The organism is Streptomyces sp. NBC_00012, assembly GCF_045040875.1.
Taxonomy (GTDB): domain Bacteria; phylum Actinomycetota; class Actinomycetes; order Streptomycetales; family Streptomycetaceae; genus Streptomyces.
Genome location: NZ_CP108309.1, coordinates 1,588,878 through 1,608,411, shown reverse-complemented (window position 1 = coordinate 1,608,411; position 19,534 = coordinate 1,588,878). Strand labels below are relative to the sequence as shown.

At 71.9% G+C, this 19,534-nt stretch carries 16 protein-coding genes and 1 pseudogene; 9 read left to right on the top strand and 8 right to left on the bottom strand.

Annotated features, from left to right (window positions below):
- Positions 1-291 precede the first annotated feature (291 nt).
- The gene (locus OHA19_RS07470) at positions 292-873 is read left to right on the top strand and encodes an adenylosuccinate lyase (RefSeq protein ID WP_405718417.1); all 582 of its coding nucleotides are present in this window, start codon (positions 292-294) and stop codon (positions 871-873) included.
- A 13-nt stretch (positions 874-886) separates the two neighbouring features.
- Here OHA19_RS07470 and OHA19_RS07465 read toward each other — a convergent pair whose 3' ends face one another.
- The 3 genes from OHA19_RS07465 to OHA19_RS07455 all read right to left on the bottom strand — a co-directional run bounded on the left by OHA19_RS07465 (position 887) and on the right by OHA19_RS07455 (position 4,329).
- A complete protein-coding gene (locus OHA19_RS07465; protein WP_405718420.1) occupies positions 887-1,456 on the bottom strand; it encodes a GNAT family N-acetyltransferase in 570 nt (189 codons plus the stop codon).
- A 48-nt stretch (positions 1,457-1,504) separates the two neighbouring features.
- Positions 1,505-3,109: an alpha/beta hydrolase gene (locus tag OHA19_RS07460; protein WP_405718422.1), complete on the bottom strand. Its 1,605-nt coding sequence runs from the start codon at positions 3,107-3,109 to the stop codon at positions 1,505-1,507.
- Positions 3,110-3,276: 167 nt separating this feature from the next.
- Positions 3,277-4,329, bottom strand: a complete 1,053-nt coding sequence (locus OHA19_RS07455) for an Rv2578c family radical SAM protein (protein ID WP_405749724.1) — start codon at positions 4,327-4,329, stop codon at positions 3,277-3,279.
- Between the two features lie 149 nt (positions 4,330-4,478).
- On the opposite strand from OHA19_RS07455, the gene OHA19_RS07450 reads away from it, so the two are divergent.
- The 4 genes and pseudogenes from OHA19_RS07450 (at position 4,479) to OHA19_RS07435 (ending at position 11,161) form a co-directional block, all read left to right on the top strand.
- Positions 4,479-4,922, top strand: a complete 444-nt coding sequence (locus OHA19_RS07450; RefSeq protein WP_405718426.1) for an SRPBCC family protein — start codon at positions 4,479-4,481, stop codon at positions 4,920-4,922.
- Positions 4,923-5,109: 187 nt separating this feature from the next.
- Positions 5,110-7,587 (top strand): MFS transporter, encoded by a 2,478-nt coding sequence (locus OHA19_RS07445; protein ID WP_405718428.1) that lies wholly within the window; start codon positions 5,110-5,112, stop codon positions 7,585-7,587.
- A 202-nt stretch (positions 7,588-7,789) separates the two neighbouring features.
- A pseudogene (locus OHA19_RS07440) lies at positions 7,790-10,244 on the top strand (SpoIIE family protein phosphatase).
- Positions 10,245-10,417: 173 nt separating this feature from the next.
- A complete protein-coding gene (locus OHA19_RS07435) occupies positions 10,418-11,161 on the top strand; it encodes a methyltransferase domain-containing protein (RefSeq protein WP_405718430.1) in 744 nt (247 codons plus the stop codon).
- A 48-nt stretch (positions 11,162-11,209) separates the two neighbouring features.
- On the opposite strand, the gene OHA19_RS07430 is transcribed toward OHA19_RS07435, so the two are convergent.
- Complete coding sequence (locus tag OHA19_RS07430; protein ID WP_405749722.1) at positions 11,210-12,250, bottom strand: aldo/keto reductase; 1,041 nt, start codon at positions 12,248-12,250, stop codon at positions 11,210-11,212.
- 132 nt (positions 12,251-12,382) lie between these two features.
- On the opposite strand from OHA19_RS07430, the gene OHA19_RS07425 reads away from it, so the two are divergent.
- On the top strand, positions 12,383-12,985 hold the full coding sequence (locus tag OHA19_RS07425) for a TetR/AcrR family transcriptional regulator (RefSeq protein WP_405718432.1): 603 nt from the start codon (positions 12,383-12,385) through the stop codon (positions 12,983-12,985).
- 208 nt (positions 12,986-13,193) lie between these two features.
- Here the strand turns inward: OHA19_RS07425 and OHA19_RS07420 are convergent, their stop codons facing one another.
- A complete protein-coding gene (locus OHA19_RS07420; protein ID WP_405718435.1) occupies positions 13,194-14,630 on the bottom strand; it encodes an amidase in 1,437 nt (478 codons plus the stop codon).
- A gap of 47 nt (positions 14,631-14,677) precedes the next feature.
- On the opposite strand from OHA19_RS07420, the gene OHA19_RS07415 reads away from it, so the two are divergent.
- The 3 genes from OHA19_RS07415 to OHA19_RS07405 are packed head-to-tail and all read left to right on the top strand — an operon-like array spanning position 14,678 to position 16,844.
- Complete coding sequence (locus tag OHA19_RS07415) at positions 14,678-15,325, top strand: TetR/AcrR family transcriptional regulator (RefSeq protein WP_405718437.1); 648 nt, start codon at positions 14,678-14,680, stop codon at positions 15,323-15,325.
- Positions 15,322-16,254, top strand: a complete 933-nt coding sequence (locus OHA19_RS07410; RefSeq protein WP_405718439.1) for an alpha/beta fold hydrolase — start codon at positions 15,322-15,324, stop codon at positions 16,252-16,254. The genes OHA19_RS07415 and OHA19_RS07410 overlap by 4 nt, the downstream gene beginning before the upstream one ends.
- A 32-nt stretch (positions 16,255-16,286) precedes the next feature.
- The gene (locus OHA19_RS07405) at positions 16,287-16,844 is read left to right on the top strand and encodes a DinB family protein (RefSeq protein ID WP_405718442.1); all 558 of its coding nucleotides are present in this window, start codon (positions 16,287-16,289) and stop codon (positions 16,842-16,844) included.
- Positions 16,845-16,907: 63 nt separating this feature from the next.
- Here OHA19_RS07405 and OHA19_RS07400 read toward each other — a convergent pair whose 3' ends face one another.
- From OHA19_RS07400 to OHA19_RS07390, 3 genes are all read right to left on the bottom strand, one after another.
- Complete coding sequence (locus tag OHA19_RS07400; RefSeq protein ID WP_405718445.1) at positions 16,908-17,324, bottom strand: GntR family transcriptional regulator; 417 nt, start codon at positions 17,322-17,324, stop codon at positions 16,908-16,910.
- 120 nt (positions 17,325-17,444) lie between these two features.
- On the bottom strand, positions 17,445-18,419 hold the full coding sequence (locus OHA19_RS07395; protein WP_405718448.1) for an ABC transporter permease: 975 nt from the start codon (positions 18,417-18,419) through the stop codon (positions 17,445-17,447).
- Positions 18,416-19,360: an ABC transporter ATP-binding protein gene (locus OHA19_RS07390; RefSeq protein WP_405718451.1), complete on the bottom strand. Its 945-nt coding sequence runs from the start codon at positions 19,358-19,360 to the stop codon at positions 18,416-18,418. Before OHA19_RS07390 ends, OHA19_RS07395 begins: the two co-directional genes overlap by 4 nt.
- Positions 19,361-19,534: the final 174 nt, after the last annotated feature.

The window sequence follows — 19,534 nt, the reverse complement described above, 5'->3', positions numbered from 1 at the left end:
GACACGTGCGGGAGTTGCGTGTCGTGGTACTCGGGGCCGACGTGCCATGAGCACGCCCGGACCCGGAAGGGGCGACGGACTCTGTCCCGGAGTCACGTCTGGCAGAACTGCCGAACCGACAAGCACTCCGGGTGGCTGCGTCACCAGGCCACCGGAGCAAGCGGGGATGGTGTCCCGCTCACCTGAGGTTAACCGCCGGGTAACGAGCGCGCCAGCCCCAGGTCGCTGTGCCCCATGCCACATTTCTCCCACCCCTCGATACGCAGAGTCCCCGCCGATACGCTGACGGTCATGGACGAGGAGTTCCGGTCGCTGGCGGACCGGCTTGCTGACGAGGCGGAAGCGGCGGGGGAGTCGGCGGCGTACCGCGGACTGCTCGCCACCGAGGACGAGGAGGAACTGGCCCGCGTCCTGGTGGAGCGCGAACGCCCGCTCTGGGCCCGCGAGATCGCCGCCTTCCGGCTCGGCTGCGGCGGAGACCGGCGGGCCTTCGAGGCGCTGGTCCTGCTGCTCAACCATCGCGACCCGGAGCGCTGCGTCTCGGCCGCCCACGCCCTGGTGCGCCTCGGCGACCCCCGCACACCCCGGGCCGCCGCGGCACTGGCGACCAACACCCTGCGCACCGCGTACGCCCTGCACCCGGTGCGGCTGCTCACCGCGCTGCGGGCTCCGGAGTCCGTACCGGCGCTGATGAGCACCCTGGAACGGCTGCTCGTCCCCGGCGATCCGCACTGGCGGGTGGCGCTCGCCTGCGTCGAGGGGCTCGGACAGCTGGAGGACGAGCGGGCCCGCCCGCTGCTGGAGGCGGCACTGCCGCACCCGAGGCTGGGCGGCGCGGCGCGTGACGCGCTCGGCCGGCTGAGCGCGTCCTGAGGGAGCGCCGGGATCAGGTGGCGTCGGGGCCGCCGAGGGCACGTACGTACCGCACCTCGGGCACGAGGGCGCCGTCCGCCTCGAAGGACTCCTCGGCGCCGTCGGGACGGAAGCCCGCGCGCTCGTAGAAGCGGCGGGCCGGGGCGTTCTCCTTCAGCACCCACAGCACCAGGTCCGGGAAGCCGTCGGCCGTGGCGCGGGTGAGCATCTCCGCCATCAGGGCGCGGCCCGCCCCGGTCCCGATCTGCTCGGGCGCCACGTAGAGCGCGTACAACTCGCCCCGCGCGAGCGGCCTGCCGTTCTCCCGGCACGGGCCGTAACAGCCCCAGCCGATCACTCCGAGGCCCGGCCGCTCGGCCACCACGTTCACGAGCGTGGTGCCCCCGGTGAAGGACGCGCGGCGCCGCTCCGCGTCCTCGGCGACGGCGAGGTCCATGTCGTCCAGACAGGACTGCGGCACCAGCCCCGCGTACGCGGCCTGCCAGCCGCGCACCCGGACCCGCGTGACGGCCTCGCAGTCGTCGACGGTCATGTCCCGGACGTGTGTCCCGGTGGGTGTGGTCCGTGTCGTCATACGGGCCATCCTGGCGCATCCGTCAGGACGGCCCGTACGCGAGCCGGAGCCGGGCCGTCAGCCGCGGAAGCCGAGCAGCCCGTGCAAAGTTGCGCCCTTGCTGTCGGCGCCCGTTTGCCGCACCGACCTCGAAGCCGCCTCGCCGGTCAGCGGCTGCGGGTCGGGGGACTTGGCGCACACCGCGTCCGCCGTGGCCCAGCTGCCCGCGCCGCGCGGGACGGTGCCCTTGGCGAGATAGTCCACGAGGTAGGTGTCCAGGCAGTCGTTGCCGCTCAGTGTGATGCCGTGATTGCCGCCGCCCTGCTCGACGACCAGGCTGGAGCCGCGCAGCCTGCGGTGCAGGGTGACGCCGCCCTCGTACGGGGTGGCAGCGTCATCGGTGGCCTGGAAGAGCAGCACCGGCGGAAGGGCGCTGTTGGAGACGCGTACCGGATTCAGCGGCTCCACCGGCCAGTCCGCACACGGGGCGTTGTACCAGTTGTTGTTCCACGTGTAGAAGGGCGCCTTGGCGTGCACCCGACGGGTGTCGCCGCGCCAGGTGTTCCACTGCCGGGGCCACTGGGCGTCGCGGCACTGCACGGCCGCGTAGACCGAGTACCCGTTGTCGCCGTCGGCGTCGACCGCGCCGAACCTCTTGTACGCCTTCACGAGCGCGTCCTGGTCGCCGTCGTGCGTGTACGCGGCGAACGTCTCGGCCAGATACGGCCAGTACCCGTTGTAATACCCGCCCGGCAGGAAGGTGTCCTCCAGCTCGCTCGGGCCGACCTTCCCGCCCGCCGGCCGTGCCCCGACGGCCTCGCGCATCGCGTACCAGGCGGCCTCGACCTCCGCCGGGTCGCTGCCGAGCCGGTACGTGGATTCGTGCTTCGCCACCCAGGCGGCGAACGCCTTGTGGCGGGCGTCGAAGGCGTAGTCCTGGCTGATGTTGTCGTCGTACCAGACGCCGTCGGGGTCCACGTTGGAGTCGAGGACGAAGCGCCGCACCCGCTCCGGGAACAGCTTGCCGTACACCGCGCCGAGGTAGGTGCCGTAGGAGTACCCGAAGTAGTTGAGCTGCCGGGAGCCGGTGGCCTGCCGGATCACGTCGAGGTCCTTCGCGGCGCTGACGGTGTCCATGTACGGCAGCAGATCCGGGTACTCGCGCCCGCACGCCTCGGCGAACGAACGGGCCCGGTTGCGGTTGGCCTCCTCGACGCCGGGCGAGCCGGGCACCGAGTCGGGGCGCACCGGGTCGAAGTAGTCCGGTACGCAGTCCAGCGCCGGCCTGCTCTTTCCGACGCCGCGCGGGTCGAAGCCGATCACGTCGTACTGCGAGGCGACCGCCTTCGGCAGTGCGGACGCCACGAATCCGGCCATCGACAGGCCGCTGCCCCCGGGGCCGCCCGGGTTGACGAGCAGGGGGCCCTGGAAGGTCTTCGCGGTGTGCGGGACGCGGGACAGGGCGAGGGTGATCCGCCGGCCCGACGGATCGTCATGGTCGAGCGGTGCAGTGACCGATGAGCACTGCAGCCGCGGATACGACTTGGTGGCGCAGTCGGTCCACCTGAGCTTCGCGGTGGCGGGCCGCGCGCCGTTGTCGGCGGTTGCCGGGGCCGGTGCGGCGGTCACCAGACCGGCGACCGTCGCACCGACGGCGAACAGAATTCCTGGACGTTTCGTCATATGGCCTCCCGTGGTGGGGGAAACACGGCTGCGCGTGGCGCAGCCCCCGCCGCATGCTCCCCGCATTCGCGCCGGGAAGGACCTGTTGTGTCAAGAGTTGACCCGTTTGCCCGTGCCGGTTGCGCCGGGTCGGCCGTAAAGGTCCGGCCGCACCGGGCCGGAGCGGATCAGAGGAGGGTCAGCTGGGTGGGCCCGGGGCCGCCGAGGGGTGCCTGCCGCTCCGGTCGCTGTTCCTTCCGGGTGGGGAGGCGCCGGGCCGTGCCGCGGTGCGAGGGGCCGATGCCGGACTCGGTCGCCAGCTCGTGGACGTACCCGGTGATGCGGCGCTGGTACCACTTGGGCGCGTAGGCGCCCTCGGCGTACAGCCGCTCGTACCGCAGCACCAGGTGCGGGTGGTGGTTCCCCAGCCACTGCATGTACCACTCCCGGGCGCCGGGCCGCAGATGGAGGACGAGCGGTGTCACCGAGGTCGCCCCGGCGGCGGCGATCGCGCGGACGGTGGCGCGCAGCTGGTCCGGATGGTCGCCGAGGAACGGGACGACGGGGGCCATCAGCACGCCGCAGTCGATGCCGTTCTCGCTCAGGGTGCGGACCGCGTCGAGGCGGCGAGCGGGGGAGGGGGTGCCGGGCTCCACGGTGCGCCACAGCGCCTCGTCGACGAAGCCGACCGATACGGAGATGCCCACGTCGGTGACCTCGGCGGCCTGTCGCAGCAGTTCCAGATCGCGAAGGATCAGCGTCCCCTTGGTCAGGATCGAGAACGGGTTCGCGTGATCGCGCAGGGCCGAGATGATGCCGGGCATCAGGCGGTAGCGGCCCTCGGCCCGCTGGTAGCAGTCGACATTGGTGCCCATCGCGATGTGCGCGCCGTGCCAGCTGCCGGCCGCGAGCCGACCGCGGAGCAGCTCGGGGGCGTTGATCTTGACGACGATCTGGGAGTCGAAGCCGAGGCCGGTGTCGAGGTCCAGATAGCTGTGGGTCTTGCGGGCGAAGCAGTAGACGCACGCGTGCGAGCAGCCGCGGTACGGATTGACGGTCCACTCGAACGGCATCCGCGATGCGCCCGGCACCCGGTTCACGATCGAGCGGGCCCGGATCTCGTGGAAGGTGATTCCCCGGAATTCAGGGGTGTCGAAGGTGCGCGTGGTCACCGCGTCGGCGGTGAAGAGCGCGCTGTTCCCGGTCGTGGCGGGGTTCTCGACCAGATTTTCCCAGCGCATGGACGCCTCCTCGGTAGCACTGGACAGAGAATAGAACACTTGTTCCCTTGATCGTTTTCTCCCCTTCGTCCCGGACCGGATTTTGAGCGGAGTGCCCGAGGTGGTTGGCTCGGGACACCCCCGAACAACCGAGTGCTGGAGGAACAGCCATGGCGCAGGTCGAGGCCACGACAGAGCGAGTCATCGCCGCGGACGCGGAGACGGTGTTCGACGCGCTGGCCGACTACAAGGAGGTCCGGGGCAACGTGCTGCCCGGACACTTCAGCGAGTACGAGGTGCGCGAGGGCGGCGACGGCGAGGGCACCCTCGTCCACTGGAAGCTCCAGGCCACCAGCAAGCGGGTGCGTGACTGCCTGTTGGAGGTCACCGAGCCGACCGACGGCCGGCTCGTGGAGAAGGACCGCAATTCCTCGATGGTCACCACCTGGACCGTCACCCCGGCCGGCGAGGGCAGGTCGAAGGCGGTCGTCTCGACCGTCTGGAACGGTGCCGGAGGCATCGGCGGATTCTTCGAGAGGACCTTCGCGCCCAAGGGGCTCGCGCGGATCTACGACGAGCTGCTGCAGAATCTCGCCACCGAGGTCGAGAAGTAGCCCGCCGGCTCTTGACCGGCCTCACCGGTTCGGGTGGTTTTCCCGGCCCGCCCGGTGGTGCGCCGTAGTGGCTCCCACCGGGGGCTAAGCCCCCCGAGTGCGCCGTCAGCGCCCCTCGTCGCGTTTGCCCTCCCTTCTCGCGCAATGGCAGAAATGGGCGGCGCAGACGCGACGAGGGGAGCGGCACGTGGTGGGTGGGATCACTCTGTTGGAGGAGGAGCCGGGCGGCACGGGGACCGCCGAGGCGGCCGCCGAGCCACCCCCGCCACGCCCTGCCGGGGCGGAACCGGCAGCGCACGCCGGGGCCCCCGCTCCGTACGGCGCACCGGAGACCAGTCCCCGCCGCATCCGGCTGATCTTCCTCGGGCTGATGCTCACGCTGCTGCTCGCGGCGCTCGACCAGATGATCGTCGCCACCGCGCTGCCGAAGATCGTCGGTGAGCTGCACGGCCTGGAGAAGATGTCGTGGGCCGTCACCGCGTATCTGCTCGCCTCCACGATCGGACTGCCGATCTACGGAAAGCTCGGCGACCTCTTCGGCCGCAAGGGCGTCTTCCAGTTCGCCATCGTCGTCTTCGTCATCGGCTCCGCGCTCGCCGGCTGGTCCCGCACCATGGACGAACTGATCGCCTTCCGTGCCGTCCAGGGCATCGGCGGCGGCGGGCTGATGATCGGGGTCCAGGCGATCATCGCGGATGTCGTGCCGCCCCGGGAACGCGGCCGGTTCATGGGGCTCATCGGCGCCGCGTTCGGCCTCGCGTCCGTGGCGGGCCCGCTGCTCGGCGGATTCTTCACCGACCATGCCTCCTGGCGCTGGTGCTTCTACATCAACGTCCCGTTCGGTCTGGTCACCCTCGCCGTCATCACCGTCGTACTGAAACTGCCCAGGCCCATCGTCCGGCCCCGGCTCGACGTCCTCGGGGCGCTGCTGCTCGCGGCCGCCTCCACCTGCCTGGTGCTGCTGACCAGTTGGGGCGGGACCGAGTACGCGTGGGGCTCGCGCACCATCCTGGGGCTGGGGGCCGGAGCCGTCGGAACGGCCCTGCTGTTCCTGGTCGTCGAGCACCGGGCGGCCGAACCCATCATCCCGCTGCGGCTGTTCCGCGACTCGATCTTCAATGTCACCGCGCTCGTCGGGGCGATCGTCGGGGTGGGACTGTTCGGCGCCGCCAGCTATCTGCCGACCTTCCTCCAGATGGTCGACGGGGCCTCGGCCACCGAATCCGGGCTGCTGATGCTCCCGATGATGGGCGGCATCGTCATCTCGTCCGTCGTCTCCGGCCAGCTGATCTCCCGCACCGGCCGCTACCGCGTCCACCCGATCCTCGGCAGCGCGATCTCGGTGGTCGGGATGTGGCTGCTCTCCCGCCTCGAAACCGACACCCCACGCCTCGAATACAGCATCGCGCAGGCCGTGCTCGGCATCGGGATCGGGCTGATCATGCCGGTCCTGGTGCTCGCGGTGCAGAACTCCGTCGCGCCCGCCGACATCGGCTCCGCCACCAGTGCCAACAACTACTTCCGGCAGATCGGCGGCAGCGTCGGCGCCGCAGTCTTCGGAACGCTCTTCGCGGGGCGCCTCGCGGACGCGCTCGCCGTCCGCCTGCCGTCCGGCGCAGACCTCCCCGACCCCGAGTCGATCACCCCGCAGCTGGTCCACGCGATGGAGCCCGCGCTGCGCGACAGCTATGTCCAGGCGTACGCCGACGCGATGCCGCGGATCTTCCTCTACCTCGTGCCGGTGCTCGCGCTCGGCCTGTTCTTCGCCTTCTTCCTCAAGGAGAAACCGCTGGTGTCCCATCACAGCCCCGAAAGCGCCGCCGAGTCCGTGACCGTTCCGGCCGCCCGCACCACCATCACGGCCACGGCCACCGAGGCCGCCGTTCCGCCGCCGCCCGTCTATCTGTCGGGAGTGCCGGTGTGCGGCAGCGTCCAGCACCCCGACGGCACGAAGGTCCCGCGCGCCGCCCTCACCCTCATCGATGTCCAGGGCCAGCAGGTCGGCCGGGGTGCGAGCGGCGACGACGGGCGGTACGCGCTGAGCGTGCCGGGCGCCGGATCGTACGTGCTCATCGCCGCGGCCGGCGGGCACCAGCCGCAGGCGGTCAGCGTCACCGTGGGCGAACGTCCCGTCGAGCTCGACGTGGTGCTCGGCGGGGCCGGACGCCTCGCCGGGACCGTGGTCACCGCCGACGGCATCCCGGTGCGCGACGCCGCCGTCACCCTCACCGATGTCCGCGGCGAGGTCGTCTCGTCCACCCGCAGCGGTCGCGAAGGCGGCTATGTGATCTCGGAGTTGGTGGCCGGGGAGTACACCCTCGCCGCCAGCGCCCCGGCCTTCCGGCCCGCCGCGCTGCCGGTGAGTGTGCAGGCGGCCAGGGAGACCCGGCAGGACATCGAGCTGGCCGGCGGCGCCGTGCTGCGGGGCATCGTACGGGCGGGTGGCGGCCGGCCCGTCGAGGACGCCCGGGTCACGCTCCTGGACGCGGCGGGCAATGTGGTCGACACCCTCACCACCGGCCCCGACGGAGCGTTCCGGTTCGTGGACCTGTCCACCGGCGAGTACACGGTGATCGCGGCCGGGTATCCGCCGGTGGCCACCGTTCTCCAGGTGGCGGGCGGCGGACGCACCGAACGCGACCTCCAGCTGGGTCACGAGGACTGACCGTCCGGAGGGGCGACGGGCCGGCCGGCGGCTTGACCGGCCGGTCCGGCACCGTGGCCGGGCCGCTCCGTGCGCGTCCCGGTGCGCCGGGCGCACCACCTCTTGGAGCGATCCCGCCGATGACCGGCGGACGCCGGACACGGAGCCGTACCGTGGAGCCACGAACCGCAGAACGTCGCGGTGGGGAAGGAGCCTTCCAGCCATGGAGCCCCAGGTGCCGCCGCAGCGGACACCGTCGCCGCGCGACGCAATGACGGGCCGGGTGCCACTGGCCGTCGCGGTGGTCGACGCGGACGGCCTCGTCTCCCACTGGTCGAGCGGTGCGAGACGGCTCTTCGGCGTCACCAGGCACGAGGCGGTGGGTTGCCCTGCCGGTGAACTGCTTCCCATCTCCGGTGTGTTGGGGCGGGTGGAGGAAGAGGGCCGCTCCGGGTCCAACCCCGGACCGCCCGGCGGGCTCGGCTCCGGACTCGACGGACCGCCCGGCGGGAACCTCTCGTACCCGGCGTCGGGCCGGGCCCGGATCGATGAACCGGGAAGCGGCCGGATCGACGTGTTGTGGTGGGCCTATCCACTGGTCGGCCCCGGTGCCGAGCGACTCCTGGTGCTCGCCGCGGACGCCGGCCGGCTGGGCGGGTGCGACAAGGAGGACGGCCGGGACACCGGGACGGTCGTCCCCGCGTTCGCGCTCCACGCCGATTTCCCCGGCTACCGGGAGCTGGCAGGCCGGCTGCCCGAGATCCTGCCCAGCATGAGTGTCGGCGAGGCCACCAGGATCGTCGCCCAGGTACTCGAACTCGGCTACCCCGTACTGGAGTTCATTCATAGCAGCCAGGTCCCGGTCACCTCCGACTGGGGTGTGCCGCGACGCACCTTCGCACTCCCCGCCCGGCTCCGGGGCGGCGACGGCGGCGGTGGACCGCCCGTTCCCCGCACCGTTCCCCCGCCCCGAACCGGACCTCGAATACGCGGCGGTCCGCGAGCGGTTGGAGTTCCTCGACGAGGTCAGCGGCCGCATCGGCACCTCCCTCGGCCTGGAACGCACCATCCGCGAGGTCACCAGCGCCGCCGTACCCCGCTTCACCGACTTCGCGGGTACGCATCTGCGTGCCGCGGTCCTGGCCGGCGAGGGCTTCCCGGACGGGCCGCCCGACGTCACCACCGTCTGGCACCGGGTCTGGGTCGAGCACAACGACGAGCCGGGCCGCTGGGACGACACCGTCCCGGTCGGCGAGTCCATCGCGTTCCCCGAACACACCCCGTTCTTCCGGTGCATGGTCACCGGCGAGCCCGTCCTCGTCCCGTACGTCAGCGAGGAGATGAGCAACCGGATCTCCGGCGAGTTCGAAAAACGCGACCTGCGCCCGCTGATCACCCACCGCTCCCTGCTGATCGTGCCGCTCAAGGCCCGCGGCGTGGTCCTCGGCTTCATGGTCCTGATGCGCCGCCCCGGCCGTGAGCCCTTCGACGACATGGACCGCACCACCGGCGCCGAACTGGCCGCCCGCGCCGGGCTCGTACTCGACAACGCCCGGATGTACACCTACCAGGAGAACGTCGCGGAGACGCTCCAGGACAGCATGCTGCCCCAGGTCGCACCCCGGATGGCCGGCTGCGACATCGCCACCCGGTACCTGCCCGGCGCCCGGCTCGGAAGGATCGGCGGCGACTGGTTCGACTCGGTGAAGCTGCCCGGCTCCCGGACCGCGCTCGTGGTCGGCGATGTGATGGGACACGGCCTCAACTCGGCAGCGATGATGGGGCAGTTGCGTACGGCCGTGCTGACCATGGCCACGATGGAGATGCCACCGGCCCGACTGCTGCGCAACCTCGACGACCTGGCGCAGCGCCTGGGCGAGCAGTATCTGGCGACCTGCCTCTACGCCGTCTACGACCCGATCCGTTCCGAGGTCCAGATCGCCAACGCCGGGCACATCCCACCCGTGCTCGTGCGGGCCGAGGACGGCCGGGCCGAACTCCTCACCCTGCCCACCGGTGCCCCCATCGGAGTGGGCGGCGTCGCCTTCGAGACCGCGACCGTACGGGTGCGGCCCGGCGACCGTCTGATCCTGTGCACCGACGGCCTGGTCGAGGTGCGCGGCCAGGACATCGGGGCCGGGCTCGCCGCGCTCTGTGCCTCGGCGGCCCATCCCGCCGCCTCCATGGACGACGCCTGTGACACGATCATCCGCGCTCTGAACCCGAGCGGTGGACGCAAGGACGACGTGGCACTGCTGATGGCCCGGCTGAACGGCATCCCGGACGGCGACGTCGCCGAGTGGCAACTGGCGCTGGACCCACGCGAAGTGGCGCGGTCGCGACGCCTGGTGCGCGGGATGCTGCTCGACTGGGAGCTGCCGGACGCGGTGGAGGCGGCCGAGCTGATGGTCAGCGAGCTCGTGACCAACGCCGTGAAGCACGGCCGGTCCCATCACATCGTGCTCCGACTGGTCCGCACCGGCGCCCTGCTGTGCGAGGTCGGCGACGACGAACCCGCCCCGGCCACGCTGCTCGACGCCGCCTCCCACGACGAGTCCGGCCGTGGCCTGCTCCTGGTGAGCAGCCTCGCCCGCGAGTGGGGCACCAGCGCCACGGCGTACGGCAAGACCGTCTGGTTCGAACAGGCACTCGGCGGGATCCCGGGCCCCAGGGCCTGACGCCGAACTGCCGCGCAGTGTCCGGCGGTTTGACGACGGGCCCTGGCTCGCACACCCGGTGAAGTCCTCGTCATGAGCGGGTGGATGCTGTCCGGGGACTTGCCGTGACCGTCCCCGGACGGTAGTCCGGTCCTGAGCGGAACACCGCACGACGAACGGACCCGGGAGCGCGCATGGACGTGTCACAGCACTACCGCGAGGCGTGGGAGGGTTTCTGGTCCGCCACCTCGGACATGCCCGGCGAGGTGATCTGGGACTCCGACCCGTCCCTCACCTCCGTACCCGACACCGAACTCCTGCTGCCGCACGCCGACACCTCGCTGCCCGTGGCCGACCTCGGTTGCGGAAACGGTACGCAGACCCGCTACCTCGCGACCCGGTTCGCCCGTGCGATCGGTGTGGACCTCGCGCACGCGGCCATCGCGCACGCCCGCCGCGCGGACTCCGCGGGCGTCGCCGAGTTCGCCCAGCTCGACCTCGTCGACGCGGAGGCCGTGGCGGCCCTGCACAAGCGGATCGGCGACACCAATGTGTATATGCGTGCGGTGATCCACCAGAGCGAGCCCGAGGCCAGGCCCGCCGTCGCCGGGGCGGTCGCGGCGCTGCTGGGGGAGCGGGGGCGGGCCTTCGTCGTCGAGCCGACCCCGGCCTCCAAGGACGTGCTCCAGCTGGTGGCACAGGGCCCGGACGGCCCGCCGGAGAAGCTGCGCCGGGTCCTGGCCCACGGGCTCAAGCCCGCGAGCGCCACGGAGGAGGAGGTGCGGCGGCTGCTCCAGGAGGCCGGCCTTGCCATGCTGGCCGAGGGCACGACCGCCCTGGCCCAGACCGAGTACCTGCCCGACGGAACCCGCGTCGGGCTGCCGTCACGCTGGTTCGTGCTGGCGCCTGCGGAGCGCCGGAACGGGGACCGGCGGTAGCGCGGCGGACCCGATTCCGGCCCGTTGGGGGAGGCGGGCCGCGGCCGGTCAGCCGGTGGTCCCGCGCCGCCGCGCCGCGGCGGCCAGGGCCGGCCTGCGGTAGTCGGCGTCCAAGGGATTGAGGGTGACCCCGGGCGGGACGATCTTGTCGATGCGGTCCAGGATCTCGTCGTCGAGAGCGAGCTCGGCGGCGGCGAGCTGGTCGGTCAACTGGTCGATGGTGCGTGGCCCGAGGATCACCGAGGTGACGGCCGGATGGGTCGCCGCGAACGCCAGCGCCAGGTGCGTCAGCGAGACGCCCGCGTCCCGTGCCACCACCAGCAGTTCCTCGACGGCTTCGGCCTTGCGGCGGTTGCCGGGAAGTTCGAGGTCGAACTTGTAGGCCACCACGCGGCGGAACGCGTCCATTTCGATCGGCTCGCCGTGGCGGAACCGCCCCGTGAGCCAGCCGCTGTTGAGCGGGCTCCAGGTCAGCACGCCCAGTCCGTGCTTCTGCGCGGTGGGCAGCACGTCGTTCTCGATGCCGCGTACGAACAGCGAGTACGGCGGCTGCTCGGTGTGGAAGGGAATGTGGTTGCGCCGGTCCGCGGCCCACTGGGCCTCGACGAGCTGCTCGGCGGGGAAGTCGGAGGTGCCGATGGCCATGATCTTGCCCGCGCGCACCAGGTCGGACAGTACGGACAGTGTCTCGTCGATGTCGGTGGCCGGGTCGGGGCGGTGTACCTGGTAGAGGTCGATGTGGTCGGTGCCCAGCCGCCGGAGGCTGCCCTCGACGGCCCGGGTGAGCCAGCGCCGGGAGTTGCCGCGCCGGTTCGGATCGCTGTCTCCCATCCGGACCGGGAAGTGGCCCTTGGTCGCCAGCACGACCTCGTCGCGTCGGCCGTGAATGGCCTTGCCGATGATCTCCTCGGCCTCGCCGCCGGAGTACTGGTCGGCGGTGTCGATGAAATTGATCCCGCCGTCCAGCGCCGTGCGGATCAGCCGGATCGCTTCGTCGTGGTCGCTGTTCCCCCAGGCACCCAGGCGCAGGGTGCCCAGGGCGAACTTGCTTACGGAGATGCCGGTGCGGCCGAGAATCCGGTGCTGCATGACTGCCCCCTGATGTCGTGTCCCCGTGGAGGGATTGCAGAGTTGCAACCCCGTCGACGCCATGAAGGTATTACATGCAACATTGATGTTGCAAGTAGTGGCTTTAATGGAGTGTTGATGTAGCGTTTCGCCATGACGGTGCAGAAGCAGCAGACGAAACGGCCGCTCAGGGCGGACACCGAACGAACGGTGCGGGCCATCCTGGAAGCGGCCGAGCGGGTCCTGGCCGCCAACCCGGCGGCGACCATGGAGCAGCTCGCCCGGGCCGCCGGGGTCGCCCGAACCACCGTCCACCGCCGGTTCGCCACCCGTGAGGCGCTCCTGGACGAGCTCACCGGCTGGGCCGCCCGCCAGTTCGCCGAGGCCGTGGACGCCGCCCGCCCGGACGCCGCCCCGCCGCTCGTCGCTCTCTACCAGGTCACCGCCAACGTCCTGCGCGTGAAGACCGACTGGTCGTTCGCCATGAACCGCACCGCAGGGGACGGTCACCCCGAGGCGGCCCGTATCCACGCCGAGGTCCGGGCCGACTGCGCCCGGCTCTTCCGCCGCGCCCAGGAGGCGGGCGTGCTCCGCCCCGACATCGATCTCGACTGGACGCGGCGCGTCTACTACGCCCTCATCCACGAGGCGGCCAAGGAAGGAGTGGCGGGCGGGGACGCCGACACGCTCGCCACCCGTGTCGTGGACACCCTGCTGCGTGGCGCCGGGGATCCGGGCGGACTCGCGGGAGCCTGATCGGCTCCGGCGGGAATCACGGGCGAACGGCTGCCGTGTTCGCATGGTGACGTCATGGGGGAGGAGCCGGGCAGCGTGCCCCCGCGGGTGGGCGGCGAGCGCGCGTCCCTGAACGGCTTCCTCCAGCACCGGCGAGCAGCCCTTGCCGTGAAGTGTGCCGGGCCCACCGGCGCGCAGCCGGACCGCGCCCGGGGCCCGGCGGTGGCGGTCAGGTCCGGTCCGTCGCCGGTGTCCGTCCCTCGGCCCGGTCGCCGTAGCGGTGGGCCCACGGCAGGGCCTCCTCCAGTTGGGCCGACACACCGAGCAGGAGATCCTCGCGACCCCATCCGGCCGTGAGCGAGACCCCGAGCGGCAGGCCCTGCGAACTCCAGCCCAGCGGAAGGCTGATGGCCGGGAAACCGGTGGCGTTCGCCAGGACGGTGTTGCCCGTGAAAGCGGTCATCGCGGCCAGCTCGGCCGCCGGGTCCGCGTCGTTGCGGAGCCGGCCGACGGGCATCGGCGGAGCCGTCACGGTCGGGGTGATCACCACGTCCGCGTCCGCGTAGCGGAGTGTCCAGGCGCGGGCGCGGGCCTGCACGACACCGATCGAGGCGGCCAGCTCGGCCGAGGTGAGCTCCAGTGCGCGGGCGCGGAGATGACGGACGATCGGACGCAGGGGCGCCCCGTCGAACGCCATGGTCCTGGACCCGACCAGCGCCGTGAACATCACCCGGAATCCCTCGGTGAGCTCGGGGTCCGGCGCCTGGTCCCGGGCGAACACCTCATGGCCCAGCCCGGCCAGCGTACGGGCGGTGAGCTCGGCGGCGGCGGCAACCTCGGGATCCACCGAAGAGCCCGAGACCGACCCCTGGGCGAGCGCGATCCGGAGCCGTGGCACGGGTGCGTCGCAGGCGCGCTCGTAGCTGTCGACCCGGGGCGGATGCACGGTGCCGACGCCGGTACGGGTGGTCAGCGCGTCCAGGAACGCGGCGGTGTCGCGGACCGTGCGGGCCAGCGGGCCGCGCACGGAGAGCCCCATTCCGTCGTTGCCGGCCGGGCCCGCGGTGACGAGCCCGCGGCTGGGCTTGAGTCCGACCACCCCGCAGGCGCTCGCGGGGGAGCGCACCGAACCAGCGGTGTCGCTGCCCTGCGCGATCGGAACCAGGAGCGCGCCGACCGCCGCGGCCGCGCCTCCACTGCTGCCGGCCGCGCTGCGGGTCGGGTCGAAGGGGCTGCGCGCCGGGGCGGACACCTCGGGCTCGGTGTAGCAGGCCGCCCCGAACTCGGGCACGGTGGTCTTGCCGAGGCTGATCAGCCCGGCATCGGCCATGACCTCGACGATCTCGTCGTCGTGCCCGGGAACCCAGTCGCGGAACAGTGCGGAGCCCAGCGTGGTGCGCACCCCCGCGGTGGCCTCCAGGTCCTTGATCGCGGTGGGTACGCCGAACAGGCGCGGCAGTCCGGCGCGGTCCGTCGAGCGCAGGACGCGTTCGGCCCTTGCCGCCGCGGTGTGGGCGCGGTCGGCCGACACGGTCGTGAACGCTCCCACCCGGTCGCCGTCCCCGATCCGGGCCAGCAGATGGTCCACCACCTCGGTCGGGCTCGTTCCTCCGTGCTCGAAGGCGGCGGCCAGCTGTAGAGCCGTGAGGTCGTGCAACTCCGTCATGCGCGCTCCCATTGAAGTTTCGTTACGCGTATCGATATGGTGCGGGCATGGTGGTCGAGAAGGCAAGCACTCCCAAGAACGGCCGTCCCCGGGCGGTGACGCCCGACGCGATCCTGGACGCGGCGACCGAGCTGGCCGACGACCGGGGGCTCGACGCGGTGACCTTCCGCGCGCTGGCCGACCGGCTGGAGGTGTCACCGATGGCGATCCACCGCACGACGGGCGGCATCGATGCGCTCCAGCACGCGCTGGTGTCCCGGATCGTCGGCGAGGTGACCCGGTCGGTGGACTGGCCGGACGACTGGCGTGGCGTGGTCCGGCTGTTCGCCGACACGCTCCACGACCTGCTCATGCGGCACCCCGTCATCCTCGAGGCGCACCGCCGCGCCTCCCTCGTCGGGCCCGGAGCCGACGATGTCGCGTACCGGGTGGTGGCCGCGCTGCGCAGCGCGGGGCTCGACGAGGAGGCCGCCGCGTACGCGTACGGCACCCTGCACGACTTCGTCACCGGCCATGTGGCGATCCGCCTCGGCCGTGGCGATCTGGAACTGCACCAGCTCCCGCCGGAACGCCGGGCCGCGTCGGTGTTCGCGGACCACCACGACTACGACCGCCGGTTCTCCTTCGGCCTCGACTTCGTCATCGGCGGGATCGCCGCTGCCGCCACCCCCGTATCCCCCGAGGAGCAGAGATGACCCCCTCCCCGCAGGACCTGCCGAAGACGCCGGGCGCGCCGGAGACGGAACGGCCCGAGGCGGAACTGTCCGAGACGGAACGGCCCGAGACGCACCGTCTGACGGCCTCTGGCGGGCGCCGCATCGCGTACTGCTCGTACGGCGACCCCGCCGCCCCGCCCGTGATCGTGCTCCACGGCACCCCCGGCAGCCGCTACGAGGGGCTCGCGCTGCGGCGGGCGGCGACGGACGCGGGCCTGCATCTGGTCTTCCCGGACCGTCCGGGCTATGGCGAGACCGATCCCGTACCCGGTCGCGGCTTCCACCGCTGGAACGACGACTTCGTGGCCCTGCTCGACCACCTCGGCCACGAGCGGGCCACGCTCGTGGCGATCTCGGGCGGCGGCGGGTACGCGCTATCGGCGGCCCAGAAGCACCCCGGGCGGGTCACGCGGCTGATCCTCGCGTGCGCCGCCGTCCCCGGAGCGCCCCGCGCGGCGTACGCGCGCCGGATCCCGCTGGTCAAGTGGCTGAACCGGATCGTCGTCTGGGCCCCGGCGATCGCGCGGCCGATGCTCGCGGGGAAGGGGATCTTCAAGAAGGCGAGGCGCGAGCCGAACCTCGACGCCTGGCCCCGCTCCGACCGGCTGATCATGAGTACCCCCGCCTTCCGGGCCCTGTCCGACGTGGACACCGCCGAAGGCCAGCGCCAGGGTGTGGACGCGGCCATCACCGACCTCGCCGGCTACTCCCGTCCGCTGCCGGACCCGCTGGGCTCGGTCTCCGTACCGACCCTGTTCCTCCACGGCGAGGCGGACGGCAACGTGCCCGTCGAGGTGGCGCGCTGGGCGCACGCGCAGATTCCCGGCGCCGAGCTGCGCACCGTCCCCGAGGGCGGGCACCTGTTCCTGCTCGCGGACCCGGAGCCGCTTCTTCGGGAACTGACCTGAGCGGTGGGCCCCGTGATGTGAGGATGGCCGCCATGACATGGACGGCACCTCGCATCGAACGTACGACGGCAGACGGCGACCAGCTGAACGTCCCGGGCACCGCGGACGAGCGGGTCATGCTGGAGGGCTGGCTCCAGTGGCACCGGGAGACGCTCCTCACCAAGTGCGCCGGGCTGACCGCGGCGCAGCTCGCCCGCACCGCCGTCGAGCCCTCCGGCCTCACCCTCCTCGGCCTGGTGCGGCACATGGCGGAGATCGAACGCTGGTGGTTCCGCCGGAGCTTCAACGGGGAGTCCGTCGGTGACGTCTTCACCGGTCCGGGCGACGGCGACGAGGGCATCGAGGGCGTCGACGCCGCCCACGCCGAGCGCGACTTCGCCGCCTTCCGCGCCGAGATCGAGGCGTGCGAGGCCGCCGTGGCGGGACGCGGACTCGACGAGACCTTCGGGTACGCCGCCCGTGGCCGGACCGTCAGCCTGCGTTGGGTGTATCTGGTGATGATTCAGGAGTACGCCCGCCACAACGGCCACGCGGACCTGCTGCGCGAGCGGACAGACGGCGCCACGGGTGACTACCCCGCACCGGAATGACGGTGTCCGGTCCCCCGCCGGGGGACCGGACATTCTCCGCCGACGAGGCGTACGCGCCGCGCCTCAGATGCCCCGGCCGGGGTCCGCCTCGGCCGGATACACGGCCGCGAAGGCCGACCGGAACACGGCGTCGACCTCCGGGCCGCTGAGGCCCTGCGCCCGCGCCTGGTTCAGCCACTCGGCGAGCGAGGTGCGCAAGGGGGAGTCCGCGCCGGCCTGGGCCGGAGCGAGGGAGCGGGTGATGAAGGTGCCCGCCCCCTGCCGGACCTCGGCGAGCCCCGCGCGCTCCAGCTCGCGGTACGCCTTGAGCGTGGTGTTCGGGTTGACCTTGGTCTCGGCCGCGACCTGAGCGGCCGTGGGCAGCCGGTCACCCTCCTCCAACGCGCCCATGCGCAGCGCCTGTTCGACCTGCCGCACGATCTGGAGGTACGTTGCCACCCCGCTGCGCCGGTCGATGCGGAATACGACCACTGCCTTCACCTCCCGTTCGGCTGCCGCGATCCTGTGAACCTGCCGCGGCAGGCCCCAGTGCCTCTCGTTTGGATCATGCCGGGCTCGCGTGCCCCGCTCCCTGATCCGGCCTGATCCAAACGAAAGACCCTAGAGGGGGCGACGGGACACCCGCCACAGGACGAACGCGGTGAGTACGGCGGTACCCGCGAGCAGGATGCCCGCACCGGTCCACTGCATGGCCGGCATCTGGTCGAAACCGAGGTACTCATAGACATTGTTGACGATGCCGTGCTCCTTGACGCACGCGTCGGAGGCCTTCTCGGTCTCCTTGGCGCACAGGCCCCAGCCGTAGAGATGGCCGTCGGCGGAGCCGATCCAGCGGTCCACCTCCATCGACTCGTTCAGCCGCGAAGGCATGTCCGCGTCGAGCGGGTAGGTGATCGTGCGGGTCGGGGCGAGGTGGACGATCATCATGTCCCAGGCGACCCCGAAGGCCCCGGCGAAGACGAAGGTGATCGCCATGGACATCAGGACGCGGCGGGCCAGCACGCCGATGGTGATGCCCGCGGCGGTCATGAAGAGACAGAGCGCGGGGAGCACCGGGCCGGTGGCATCGAACATCGATCCGTCCGACCACTGGCTGGGGAACACCGAACGGTAGGGCTTCCACCACCAGGTGAACAGCGCCGAGAGCACCACGGCGGTGACGAGCACGGCCGCGTAGGTCCAGGCGAACTTCGTCGCCACCCAGCGGCCGCGCGACACGGACTGGGTGGTGACCAGCTGCGCGGTGCCCTGCTCCTGGTCTCCCGCGATCAGCGGGGCGCCGACGAAGACGGCGAGGATCAGCGGCAGCCCGCCCAGCACGGTGATGATGAGACCCGGACCGTCCGAGTCGAACGTCGGCTGCGCCAGATCCTTCCCCGGCCAGCCCGCGGCGTCCAGGACGTCCTTCATGCGGCTGCGCTCGTAGACGATCCAGATCGGGCCGAGGACCGTCACGGCGAGCAGGGTGAGCAGCGCGGCCCGGTGCTGGCGCACGACGAGCCAGCTCAGCCCGCGCAGCATGCGGGGCCCGGGGGTGCGCCCGGTCCGGGGCGCGTCGGTCAGGGTGGTGCTCATGAGGTGTGGCTCCCTTCGGCCTGGATGCGGGCTCCGGGCGTGAACAGCGGGGGCGTGCCCGGCGAGCGGAGATGCGCCAGCAGCACCTCCTCCAGGCTCGGTTCGGCGACCACCCAGTCACCCGACAGCGGGCCGCTCGGGCGGACCAGCGCATGGAACTGCCGGCCCTGGACGCGGTACTCGATCACGGTGTGCGGTGCCAGCGCGGCGGCCGGGTCCCCGTCCGGGGCGAGCCCGGTCACCAGGGCGTGGGCCGGGACGAGCGCGTCCGCGTCGCCCGCCATCCGGATCCTGCCGTCGGCGAGGACGAGCAGGTAGTCGCACATGTCCTCCAGCTCGGAGAGCATGTGGGAGGACATCACCACGGTGGTCCCGCGCTCGACGGCCTCCGACATCAGCAGGGTGCTCATGTCGTGGCGGGCCAGCGGGTCGAGGTCGGACATCGGCTCGTCGAGCAGCAGCAGGTCGGGCCGCTTGCCGAAGGCCAGTGCGAACGCGACCCGGGTGCGCTGGCCACCGGAGAGCGTGCCGACCCGGGCGTCCATCGGCACCTGGCCGGACCGCACGATCCGTTCCGCCGCCGCCATGTCCCACCCGGGGTTGAGCTCGGCGCCCATGCGCAGCGTCTCGGCCACGGTGAACCGCTTGAACAGCGGCTTGTCCTGACCGAGGAACGCGAACTTCGGCATCGCCTCGGGGTCGTCCACGGGCACACCGAAGATCCGGAGGTCGCCTCCCGTGGGCTGCACCTGCCGGGTCGCGATCCCCAGCAGGGTGCTCTTCCCGGCTCCGTTGGGGCCGACGAGTCCACAGATCCGGCCGGCCGGCAGCCGGAACGAGATGTCCTGCAGCGCCCAGCCGCGACGGTAGCGCTTACCCAGGCCGCGGGCCTCCAGGGCCCAGGCACCGGATGTGCCGTCCGGGGTGAATGCGTCTGCCATGCACTTCGCCTCAATTCCATTAGTCAATTAATGGAATCATGGTCTGGGGTGGTGGAAAGTGTCAAGGCGCGCCGGGTGGCCTACCCGGTGGGATGTCCGTGATGCGCCCGTTCGGGGTGTGCGTCGCACTCTCTTCGGAGGACTGGACCATTGAACGTCTCTGCGGCTCTGGCC

What these genes read in the sequence shown, in the direction of transcription:
- OHA19_RS07470 (WP_405718417.1), top strand. Translation starts at nt 292, where the DNA reads ATGGACGAGGAGTTCCGGTCGCTGGCGGACCGGCTTGCTGACGAGGCG.
- OHA19_RS07465 (WP_405718420.1), bottom strand. Translation starts at nt 1,456, where the DNA reads ATGGCCCGTATGACGACACGGACCACACCCACCGGGACACACGTCCGG.
- OHA19_RS07460 (WP_405718422.1), bottom strand. Translation starts at nt 3,109, where the DNA reads ATGACGAAACGTCCAGGAATTCTGTTCGCCGTCGGTGCGACGGTCGCC.
- OHA19_RS07455 (WP_405749724.1), bottom strand. Translation starts at nt 4,329, where the DNA reads ATGCGCTGGGAAAATCTGGTCGAGAACCCCGCCACGACCGGGAACAGC.
- OHA19_RS07450 (WP_405718426.1), top strand. Translation starts at nt 4,479, where the DNA reads ATGGCGCAGGTCGAGGCCACGACAGAGCGAGTCATCGCCGCGGACGCG.
- OHA19_RS07435 (WP_405718430.1), top strand. Translation starts at nt 10,418, where the DNA reads ATGGACGTGTCACAGCACTACCGCGAGGCGTGGGAGGGTTTCTGGTCC.
- OHA19_RS07430 (WP_405749722.1), bottom strand. Translation starts at nt 12,250, where the DNA reads ATGCAGCACCGGATTCTCGGCCGCACCGGCATCTCCGTAAGCAAGTTC.
- OHA19_RS07425 (WP_405718432.1), top strand. Translation starts at nt 12,383, where the DNA reads ATGACGGTGCAGAAGCAGCAGACGAAACGGCCGCTCAGGGCGGACACC.
- OHA19_RS07420 (WP_405718435.1), bottom strand. Translation starts at nt 14,630, where the DNA reads ATGACGGAGTTGCACGACCTCACGGCTCTACAGCTGGCCGCCGCCTTC.
- OHA19_RS07415 (WP_405718437.1), top strand. Translation starts at nt 14,678, where the DNA reads ATGGTGGTCGAGAAGGCAAGCACTCCCAAGAACGGCCGTCCCCGGGCG.
- OHA19_RS07410 (WP_405718439.1), top strand. Translation starts at nt 15,322, where the DNA reads ATGACCCCCTCCCCGCAGGACCTGCCGAAGACGCCGGGCGCGCCGGAG.
- OHA19_RS07405 (WP_405718442.1), top strand. Translation starts at nt 16,287, where the DNA reads ATGACATGGACGGCACCTCGCATCGAACGTACGACGGCAGACGGCGAC.
- OHA19_RS07395 (WP_405718448.1), bottom strand. Translation starts at nt 18,419, where the DNA reads ATGAGCACCACCCTGACCGACGCGCCCCGGACCGGGCGCACCCCCGGG.
- OHA19_RS07390 (WP_405718451.1), bottom strand. Translation starts at nt 19,360, where the DNA reads ATGGCAGACGCATTCACCCCGGACGGCACATCCGGTGCCTGGGCCCTG.